This window comes from Hansschlegelia zhihuaiae, assembly GCF_004103825.1.
GTDB classification, from domain to species: domain Bacteria; phylum Pseudomonadota; class Alphaproteobacteria; order Rhizobiales; family Methylopilaceae; genus Methylopila; species Methylopila zhihuaiae.
In genome coordinates this window covers 14,002-23,249 of the sequence record NZ_RYFI01000003.1, presented here as the reverse complement: position 1 = coordinate 23,249, position 9,248 = coordinate 14,002, and the positions used below count along the sequence as shown (strand labels likewise).

Sequence of the window (9,248 nt, the reverse complement as noted above, 5' to 3'; positions counted from 1 at the left end):
GGGGGGGGGGGGGGGCGCCCGCCTCAACTACGGCGGCTGGACGCCGGAGCCGGGCGCGCATCGTCTGGTCGCGACGCCGTTCAGCGGGCCGGACGCCACCGGCGAGGCGGGCAAGCCGCTGACCGTCGACTTCACGATGGACTGAGCGTCAGGCCGCGAGCTCGATCACCACGGGCACGTGGTCGGAGGGACGCTCCCAGCTCCGGACGTGACGGTCGACCCTGACCGCGAGCAGGCGGTCGGCGGCCTGCGGCGACAACAGCAGATGGTCGATCCGGATGCCGTGGTCCTTCTGCCAGGCGCCGGCCTGATAGTCCCAGAAGGTGTAGACGCCGCCGTTCTCGTCCGCGGCCCTCAGCGCGTCGGTGAGGCCGAGCGCGATCAGCCGCCGCCAGGCCGCCCGCGTCTCGGGCAGGAAGAGCGCGTCATCGACCCAGGCGTCGGGGCGTTTGGCGTCCTTGGGGGCGGGAATGACGTTGAAGTCGCCGGCCAGCACGAAAGCCTCCTCGAGCGCGAGACGTTCGGCGGCGTGGCGCCGGAGGCGCTCCATCCAGCCGAGCTTGTAGTCGTATTTCGGGCCGGGCGCCGGGTTGCCGTTCGGCAGGTAGATGCAGCCCACGCGGACCGCGCCGCGGTCGGTCGAGACCACGACTTCGACATAGCGGGCGTGCTCGTCGGCGTCGTCGCCGGGCAGCCGCATCACCACGTCCTCGATCGGCGCGCGCGAGAGGATCGCGACGCCGTTGTAGGATTTCTGCCCATGGACCGCGACGTTGTAGCCGAGCGCCTCGATCTCGGCCCTCGGGAAGGCCTCGTCGACGCATTTGATCTCCTGCAGGCAGACGAGATCGGGCCTCGCTTCCTGCAGCCACCGCGTCGCGAGGTCGATGCGCGACTTGATCGAATTGACGTTCCAGGTGGCGATCAGCACGGGCGGCCTCCGCTGCGGCGGCGCGACCCTAGGCCGGCCGAGGCGCAGAAAAAAGGGCCGTCCGCACGAAGCGAACGGCCCAAGTCTAGGGAGGAAACGCCCAAGAGGGCTGCGACGGCGATACGCAACCCGCCGTCACGGGGTGCAAAATGGCGATGAGTTGTGTGTTTTCCAAGGCAGCTCAGGGCATGGCTGGCATGCAAGAGGCCTTGTGTCTTTCGCGCAACAGACGGTCAGACCGAAAAGCTCGTGCCGCAGCCGCATGACGCGGTCGCGTTCGGGTTGGTGATCTTGAACGCCGCTCCGATCAGTTCGTCGACGAAATCGATCTGCGAGCCGGCGAGATAGGGCAGGGAGACCGGGTCGATCAGCACCGTCGCGCCGTCCCGCGCGATCACGAGGTCGTCGTCCTGCTGGCTCACGTCAAAGCCGAAATCGTACTGGAAGCCCGAGCAGCCGCCGCCGAGCACGCTGACGCGCAGCTTGGTGCCGGGCGCCTCGTCGGCGAGGATCTCGCTGATCCGCGCCGCGGCGCGGTCCGTGACGGTCACTTGGCTCTCGGTCACTTGGGTCTCGGTCATCGGGACGACGTCCAATTCCGTTACATTCTTCGCCCAAAGAGGTAAGCACGGCCGCGGCGGCGGTCAACGAGACGCAGGCGGGCTTTCGGCCGGCCGTCGCGGGAGCCGCCATGGACGTCGCGGACTGGATCGACCGTCGCCGCGCGCCCTATGCGGCGGACCCGAAGGCGACCCGCGGCCGCGCGCGTCCCGAGCCGCCGAGCCCGACCCGCACCGAGTTCCAGCGCGACCGCGACCGGGTGCTGCATTCGACGGCGTTCCGGCGCCTCAAGCACAAGACGCAGGTCTTCGTCTATCACGAGGGCGACCATTACCGGACGCGTCTCACACACACGCTCGAAGTCTCGCAGATCGCGCGCTCGATCGCCCGCGCGCTCGGGCTCGACGAGGACCTCGCCGAGACGGTCGCGCTCGCGCATGACATCGGCCACCCGCCCTTCGGGCATGCGGGCGAGCGGGCGCTCGACGCGCTGATGGCGCCTTACGGCGGCTTCGATCACAACGCCCAGACGCTTCGGGTGCTGACCTGGCTCGAGCGCCGCTACGCCGATTTCGACGGCCTGAACCTCACTTACGAGTCGCTCGAAGGCGTACTGAAGCACAACGGCCCGATCACGGACGAGGCGGGCCGCCCCGTCGGCCGCTATGCGGGAAGGGCTGCGCCCGCCGCGATCCTTGAAGGCGCTGAGCGCCTCGACCTGCCGCTCACCGGCCACGCGTCGGGGGAGGCGCAGGCCGCCGCGATCGCAGACGACATCGCCTATGACGCCCACGACATCGATGACGGGCTGAGGGCGGGCCTCTTCGAGATCGACGACCTTGCCGAAGCGCCCTTGCTCGCCGACATCCTGGCCGAGGTGCGCGGCCGCTATCCCGACCTCGACGAGGACCGCGCGGGCCACGAGATCGTGCGACGCGTCATCACGCGGCTCGTCGAGGACGCGATCGGCGAAGGCGCCCGGCGGCTCGAAGCGCTGCGGCCGCGCTCGATCGCCGACGTCCGGGCGGCGCCAGGGCCGGTGATCGTCTTCACGAACGCGATGGCGGAGGCCGAAGGCGGCGTCAAAAGCCTGCTCAGGAGCCGGATGTACCGCCATTCCCGTGTCGACCGGGTCATGGCGGACGCCGCCTCGATCGTGCGCGACCTGTTCGGCCGCTATTTCGAGGATCCCGGCGCGCTGCCGGCCGAATGGGAGCGCGAGGCGAGACGCGGCGGCGAGACCAGCCACGCCCGGGCCGTCGCCGATTTCATCGCCGGGATGACCGACCGCTACGCGATCGTCGAGCATCGCCGATTGTTTGACGCGACCCCGGATTTGCTTTAGCCGCCGGGCCTCATCCCCGCCCGAATAAGCCTGACAGGCCCATGAACGTCTTCGCCGATTTCGCCGCGCGTCTCCGCGCGATCCTCGTGTCGCTCGCGGCGGACGGGACGATCGGACGCCTGCCGGACCTGTCGCGCGTCGTGGTCGAACCGCCGCGCGACGCGACCCATGGCGACCTCGCCACCAACGCCGCGATGGTGTTGGCGAAGGATCTCGGCATGAAGCCGCGCGATTTCGCCGAGGCGATCGCGGCCAAGCTTCGCGCCGACGCGGACGTCGCCGAGGCTGGCGTCGCGGGTCCCGGCTTCGTCAATATGACGCTCACGGAGGATTTCTGGCGCGCGACGCTCAAGCGCGCGCTTGCGGCCGGCGCGGATTACGGCCGGCCGCCGAAGCGGAACGGCGCGCGCGTCAATGTCGAATATGTCTCCGCGAACCCGACGGGGCCGATGCATGTCGGCCATTGCCGGGGCGCGGTGTTCGGCGACGCGCTCGCCAATCTGCTCGCCTTCTCGGGCGAGGAGGTGACGCGCGAATATTACGTCAACGACGCCGGCGCCCAGGTCGACGTGCTGGCCCGCTCGGCCTTCTTGCGCTACCGCGAGGCGCTCGGCGAGGACATCGGCGAGATCCCCGAGGGCCTCTATCCCGGCGACTATCTGAAGCCCGTCGGCCGGGCGCTCGCCGAACGGCATGGCGCTGCGCTCAAGGACAAGCCCGAGATCGAGTGGCTGCCCATCGTCCGCGACGCCGCGATCGACGCGATGATGGCGATGATCCGCGACGATCTCAGCCGGCTCGGCATCGCGCATGACGTCTTCTTCTCGGAGCGCACGCTTCACGGGCAGGGCGGCCCGATCGACGTTGCGGTCGACGATCTGAAGAGGGACGATCTCGTCTATGTCGGGCGTCTCGATCCGCCCAAGGGCCAGCTCCCGGACGACTGGGAGGATCGCGAGCAGACGCTGTTCCGCGCCACCGCGTTCGGGGACGACGTCGACCGCGCGCTGATGAAGTCCGACGGCTCGTACACCTATTTCGCGGCCGACGTGGCCTATTTCCGCTCAAAATATGAGCGCGGCTTCTCCGAAATGATCTTCGTGCTCGGCGCCGACCACGGCGGCTACGTCAAGCGCCTGCAGGCGGTCGGCAAGGCGCTGTCGGGCGGGTCGGCTCGCGTGACCGTCGAACTCTGCCAGCTGGTGAGGCTGTTCCGCGGCGGCGAGCCGGTCAGGATGTCGAAGCGGGCCGGGGATTTCGTGACCCTGCGCGACGTGGTCGACGAGGTCGGCCGCGACGCCGTGCGCTTCATGATGCTGTTCCGCTCGAACGACGCGGTGCTCGACTTCGACTTCGCGAAGGTCACCGAACAATCGCGCGACAACCCGGTGTTCTACGTCCAGTACGCCCACGCGCGCGGCCAGTCGACCCTGAGGAAAGGGCGCGAGGCGTTCGGCGAGTTCTCGGGCGAGCCGGACTTCTCGCTGCTCACCGATCCAGGGGAGATCGCCCTCGTGAAGCGGGTCGCCGCCTGGCCGCGCGCGCTCGAGCAGGCGGCCGGCGCGCGTCAGCCGCACCGCATCGCGTTCTTCCTGCACGATCTCGCGAGCGAGCTGCACGCCCACTGGAATCGCGGCAAGGATTCGCCGGATTTACGCTTCATTATGGAAAACAATGCATTGTTGACACACGCTCGACTGGGGTTGGTTCATGCGATCGTCTCGGCGCTCGCTTCCGGCCTCGGCATTCTGGGGGTCTCGGCTCCCGACGAGATGCGATGATAGTTTCGGGGTTCTGGCGTTCCGTCATTGGCGTAAAGCCGGCCGCCTGCGGGGCCCCCGGAGGCCTGCGAGATGCGTAACCAAGCAGTGAGGCGCGGCGACATGGCCGCAAGCCGCATCGACGATCGATACGAGGACCAGGGCGGCGAGTGGCGGCGCGACGACTATGCGCTGCGCCCGGGCCACCACTACGGCCAGTCCGGCCAGGCCGAGCCTGAGCACGAGCCGGAATATGATCCGCGCGCCTATGCGCCGAATCCCGACGAGCCCTATGGCTGGGACGACGACGGCAATCCTCTGTTCTACGAGCCGGAACGGCCGGCGCTGAAAGGGGGCCGCAGCGGCCTCGTCCTCGTCGGGGCCGTGCTCGCCCTCGCGGTGATCGGCGGCGGCGTCCTGGTCGGCTACAAGATGTTCGCCTCCGGCGGTTCGAACGGCGAGCCTCCGCTGATCAAGGCGGACACCGAGCCGGTCAAGACGGCGCCGAAGGAGCCCGGCGGCGCCGACGTCCAGCACCAGAACAAGGCGATCTACGATCGCGTCGACCCGGCCAACGCGCCGAAATCCAAGGTCGTGTCGCGCGAGGAGCAGCCGGTCGACCTGCCGTCTGCGCCTTCGAGCGAACCGCGCCCCGACGGCTCGCGCATCATCCTGCCGGGCGGACCCGCCGCCGCCGAGCCGACGCCGCCCTCGACCAACGGCGCCGAACCGCGCCGGGTGAAGACGGTCGCGATCCGGCCCGATGCCCCGATCGCGCCGCCCGCGCCCGCTACGCCGCCTGCGGCGAACGATCCGATCGCCGAAGCCGCGCGCACCGGTCAGGCGCCTCGCGGCAGCGAATTCGACAACGGCATCATGTCCGACGGCGACGTCCCGCTGCGCAGTTCCGACAGGCCCGCCGGCCCGAACCAGACCCGGCCCGCGCCGACCGCTCAGCGTCCCGCCCCGCAGCCCGCGCCCCAGCAAGCCGCGCGTCCGGCTCCTGCGCCGGCCCCCGCCGCGCCCGCGCAGCCGCCCCGCTCCGATCCGCAGCAGGTGGCGGCGGTCGCTCCGCGCGCCCCCGCTCCCGCGGCTGCCCAGACGCGACCGACCGCGACCGGCGGTTTCGTGGTGCAGGTGACCTCGCAGCGCTCCGAGGCCGATGCGCGCTCCGCCTACGCCAATCTCCAGAAGCGCTTCCCGCAGGTGCTCGGCCCCTACCAGGCGTCGATACAGACAGCGACGGTCGGCGACCGCGGCACCTATTACCGGGTGCGCGTGGGACCGTTCGGCAGCAGCGCCGACGCCTCGACGGTCTGCAACAATCTCCGCGCCGCCGGCGGCGACTGCGTGGTCTCGAGAAACTGAGGCCGTCGCTGCCTTCGCCGGCTGTCGCGGAATTGACACAAGCAGGCCTTTGCGCCCTGTCCATCCCTTGACCCCGCGCGTCGCCGCGGCGTTGCTACGGCGCGCCGCGGGCCGGATGATCCACGGCTCCGATTCGTTCTGAGGGCCTATAGAATATGGCGACCCGCGCCTTCATCACTGGCTGCAGCGGACTCGCGCTCACCCGCGACGAACGCGCCTTCTGTAGGGACGCGGAGCCCTGGGGGCTGATCCTGTTCGGCCGCAACATCGGTTCGCACGAACAGATCAGGAGGCTGTGCGCCGATTTCCGCGAGGCCGTCGGGCGCGACGACGCTCCCGTGCTGATCGATCAGGAGGGCGGCAGGGTCCAGAGAATCCGGGCGCCGCTCGCGATCAACCACCCCGCCGCGGCGCGCTACGGGGCGCTTCACGCGGACCATGCGGAGGCCGGGGTCGCCGCTGCGCGCCTCGGCGCCGAACTGATGGCCGTGGAGCTCTCCGGATTGGGGATCACTGTCGACTGCCTGCCGGTGCTCGATCTTCCGACCGAGGGGATGACGCGGGCGATCGGCGACCGCGCCTACGCGCCGGTGGCCGACGCCGTCACCGCGCTCGGCCGGGCCGTGATCGAGGGCACGCTCGCGGGCGGCGTCCTGCCGGTCGTCAAGCACATGCCGGGCCATGGCCGGGCCAAGGTCGACAGCCATTTCGAGCTGCCGCGCGTGTCGGCCTCGCGCGAGGTGCTCGAGGCCACCGATTTCGCGCCGTTCAAGGCGCTGGCCGACGCGCCGATCGGCATGACGGGCCACATCGTCTTCGAGGCCATCGATCCGGATCGGCCGGCGACCGTCTCGCCGATCGTGCTCGGCGAAATCGTTCGGGGCTTCATCGGCTTCGACGGGCTGCTGATGTCGGACGACATCTCGATGAAGGCCCTCAAGGGGCGGGTCGGCGCGCGCGCCGCGGCCGCGCTCGCGGCGGGCTGCGATATCGCCTTGTATTGCAAGGGCGACATGGGTGAAATGAAGGAGGTCGCGGCGGCGGCGCCGCGGCTGGAGGGGCGCTCGGCCGAGCGCGCCGACAGGGCGTTGAGCCTTCTGAGGGCGCGGCCTTCGGTCGATATCGCGGCGCTCGCCGCGGAGCGCGACCGGCTCCTCGCAGGCGCGGTCGCCTGACGCCGCCGGAGGGCGGCGCTTGAGTGGAGACAACTTCGAGGACGACGACGAGATCGGCGACGGCGCGGCTGATGCGCCGGCCCTGCTGCTCGACCTAGATGGCTTCGAGGGGCCGCTCGACCTTCTCCTCGACCTCGCGCGTCGCCAGAAGGTCGACCTCGCGAAGATTTCGATCCTCGAGCTCGCCGAACAGTATCTCGCCTTCGTTGAGCGCGCGCGCGCCGACCAGCTGGAGCTCGCCGCTGACTATCTCGTGATGGCGGCCTGGCTCGCCTATCTCAAGTCCCGGCTGCTGGTGCCGGACGCGCCGTCGGAGGAGGACGAGATCCCGCCCGAGATCGCGGCCGCCGCGCTCGCCTTCCGGCTGAGGCGGCTCGAGGCGATGCGCAAGGCCGGCGCGGCGCTGTTCGACGGCCCGCTGCTCCACCGCGACGCCTTTCCGCGCGGCGAGCCCCCGGCTGCGGGCGCCGCCGCGCCGACCCTCTGGACCGCGACGCTCTACGACCTGCTCACAGCCTACGCCCGCCAGCGGGTCAAGACGCTTCACCAGCAGGTCACGATCGAGCGCCGCCCGCACTGGTCGCTGGCCGACGCCCGCGCCGCGCTCGAACGTCTCGTCGGCCGCTCGGCCGACTGGTCGCGGCTCGACGCGCTGCTGCTCCGCTTCATGACCCCCGCCATGCGGGCATCGGTGCTCGCCTCGGGTCTCGGCGCCTCGCTCGAGCTCGCCCGCGAGGGCCGCGTGGAGCTTCGTCAGGAGAGGGCCTTCGGGCCGCTCTTCGTGCGCAGCGGCGCGCCGCTCGCCCTCGTCAGGCCGGCAAGGCAGGAGGGGTGAGCGACCGGGAGCCTCGCCTGCCGCTCGCGGGCCTCGACGGACGGCTGAGTGAGGAGGAGCGCAACGCCGTCCCGCTTCTGCACCTCAGGATCGTCGAAGCCGTGCTGTTCGCGTCCCCCGATCCGGTCGACGAGAAGGCGCTCGCGGCCCGTCTGCCGCACGGGGCTGACCTCCGCCTGCTGCTGCGGGCTCTCGCGGAAGATTATGCGCACCGCGGCGTCAATTTGCGCCGCCTCGAGGGCTCCTGGGCGTTCCGCACCGCGCCTGACGTAGCCGCGGCGCTCGCCGGCGGCGCACGCGAGCCGAAGAAGCTGTCCCGCGCAGCCGTAGAGACGCTCGCCATCATCGCCTATCACCAGCCGGCGACGAGGGCTGAGATCGAGGATATCCGCGGGGTCGCGACCTCGCGCGGCACGCTCGAGACGTTGCTGGAAGCCGGCTTCATCCGCTTCCGCGGCCGTCGGCGGAGCCCCGGCCGCCCGGTCACCTTCGGCACCACGCGGGGCTTCCTCGATCATTTCGGCCTCGAGCGCGTCTCGGACCTGCCGGGCCTCGCCGAGATGAAGGCCGCCGGGCTGCTCGACGCCCGCCTGCCGCCCGGCCTCGACATGCCGCCGCCGATCGACGACGAGGGCTTGCGTGAGGACGAGGACCCGATCGGGGAGGGCGATCCCTTCGGCTCAGACGATGGTCGCGATTCCGACATGGAAGGCCGTCATGAGTGATCGCGAAGCCGTCGCCCGCTGACGGTCGCGTGATGGTCCGGGGCTCGGTTAAGTCCTTGTGTTCGGGGACGTCCGGACCTAGGTTCCGCTCAGCCGGGCTCCGGTACTGCGCCGTGCGCGTCGGCGGCCGGCTGTTCGAAAGGGAAAGTCATGAGCCTCACGCACTGGTTGGTCGTCGCGGTGCTCGTCCTGCTGCTGTTCGGCCGCGGCAAGATCTCCGAGCTGATGGGCGACATGGCCAAGGGCATCAAGAGCTTCAAGAAGGGGCTTGCGGAGGACGACGACACGGTCGCCGAGAACATGTCGCAGCAGCGCGCGCCTCAGCCGATCGAGCATCGCGCCGACGCGCCGGTGCGCTCCGGCGTCGGCAGCGTGGACAGCCAGAAGTCCTGATCGAGGTCCTGGGCCCGCTGACCTAAAGGCTGGCTCGCGCCGCGCTTCCGGGCGGGTTCCGACATGTTCGACATCGCCTGGTCCGAATTCATGGTGGTCGCCGTGGTGGCGCTGGTCGTCGTAGGCCCACGCGACCTGCCGGCGCTGCTGCGCAC

At 70.4% G+C, this 9,248-nt stretch carries 10 protein-coding genes; 8 read left to right on the top strand and 2 right to left on the bottom strand.

What is annotated here, in order from left to right; translation table 11 throughout:
- Positions 1-148: 148 nt before the first annotated feature.
- Together xth and erpA are read right to left on the bottom strand one after the other, a co-directional pair.
- Complete coding sequence (gene xth, locus EK403_RS03980; protein ID WP_128776218.1) at positions 149-931, bottom strand: exodeoxyribonuclease III; 783 nt, start codon at positions 929-931, stop codon at positions 149-151.
- Between the two features lie 233 nt (positions 932-1,164).
- On the bottom strand, positions 1,165-1,512 hold the full coding sequence (gene erpA / locus EK403_RS03975) for an iron-sulfur cluster insertion protein ErpA (protein WP_206659475.1): 348 nt from the start codon (positions 1,510-1,512) through the stop codon (positions 1,165-1,167).
- 110 nt (positions 1,513-1,622) lie between these two features.
- On the opposite strand from erpA, the gene EK403_RS03970 reads away from it, so the two are divergent.
- From EK403_RS03970 to EK403_RS23865, 8 genes are all read left to right on the top strand, one after another.
- Positions 1,623-2,837 carry a deoxyguanosinetriphosphate triphosphohydrolase gene (locus EK403_RS03970; protein ID WP_128776217.1) on the top strand — a complete coding sequence of 405 codons (1,215 nt, stop codon included), beginning with the start codon at positions 1,623-1,625 and terminating at the stop codon, positions 2,835-2,837.
- A 41-nt stretch (positions 2,838-2,878) separates the two neighbouring features.
- A complete protein-coding gene (gene argS / locus EK403_RS03965; protein WP_128776216.1) occupies positions 2,879-4,618 on the top strand; it encodes an arginine--tRNA ligase in 1,740 nt (579 codons plus the stop codon).
- Positions 4,619-4,690: 72 nt separating this feature from the next.
- Positions 4,691-5,965 (top strand): SPOR domain-containing protein, encoded by a 1,275-nt coding sequence (locus tag EK403_RS03960; protein ID WP_128776215.1) that lies wholly within the window; start codon positions 4,691-4,693, stop codon positions 5,963-5,965.
- A 155-nt stretch (positions 5,966-6,120) separates the two neighbouring features.
- Complete coding sequence (nagZ, locus tag EK403_RS03955) at positions 6,121-7,140, top strand: beta-N-acetylhexosaminidase (RefSeq protein ID WP_128776214.1); 1,020 nt, start codon at positions 6,121-6,123, stop codon at positions 7,138-7,140.
- 19 nt (positions 7,141-7,159) lie between these two features.
- Positions 7,160-7,975 carry a segregation and condensation protein A gene (locus EK403_RS03950; RefSeq protein WP_128776213.1) on the top strand — a complete coding sequence of 272 codons (816 nt, stop codon included), beginning with the start codon at positions 7,160-7,162 and terminating at the stop codon, positions 7,973-7,975.
- Positions 7,972-8,700, top strand: coding sequence for an SMC-Scp complex subunit ScpB (scpB, locus tag EK403_RS03945; protein ID WP_128776212.1), 729 nt, complete (start codon positions 7,972-7,974; stop codon positions 8,698-8,700). Before EK403_RS03950 ends, scpB begins: the two co-directional genes overlap by 4 nt.
- A 150-nt stretch (positions 8,701-8,850) precedes the next feature.
- The gene (locus EK403_RS03940) at positions 8,851-9,093 is read left to right on the top strand and encodes a twin-arginine translocase TatA/TatE family subunit (RefSeq protein ID WP_128776211.1); all 243 of its coding nucleotides are present in this window, start codon (positions 8,851-8,853) and stop codon (positions 9,091-9,093) included.
- A gap of 63 nt (positions 9,094-9,156) precedes the next feature.
- Positions 9,157-9,248, top strand: a 92-nt coding sequence (locus tag EK403_RS23865) for a twin-arginine translocase TatA/TatE family subunit (protein ID WP_487327322.1), incomplete at its 3' end; no start/stop codon positions are given.

Excerpts from the sequence above, each read along its gene's own strand:
- EK403_RS03940 (WP_128776211.1), top strand. The coding sequence starts at position 8,851 with ATGAGCCTCACGCACTGGTTGGTCGTCGCGGTGCTCGTCCTGCTGCTG.
- EK403_RS03970 (WP_128776217.1), top strand. The coding sequence starts at position 1,623 with ATGGACGTCGCGGACTGGATCGACCGTCGCCGCGCGCCCTATGCGGCG.
- erpA (WP_206659475.1), bottom strand. The coding sequence starts at position 1,512 with ATGACCGAGACCCAAGTGACCGAGAGCCAAGTGACCGTCACGGACCGC.
- nagZ (WP_128776214.1), top strand. The coding sequence starts at position 6,121 with ATGGCGACCCGCGCCTTCATCACTGGCTGCAGCGGACTCGCGCTCACC.
- EK403_RS03960 (WP_128776215.1), top strand. The coding sequence starts at position 4,691 with ATGCGTAACCAAGCAGTGAGGCGCGGCGACATGGCCGCAAGCCGCATC.
- argS (WP_128776216.1), top strand. The coding sequence starts at position 2,879 with ATGAACGTCTTCGCCGATTTCGCCGCGCGTCTCCGCGCGATCCTCGTG.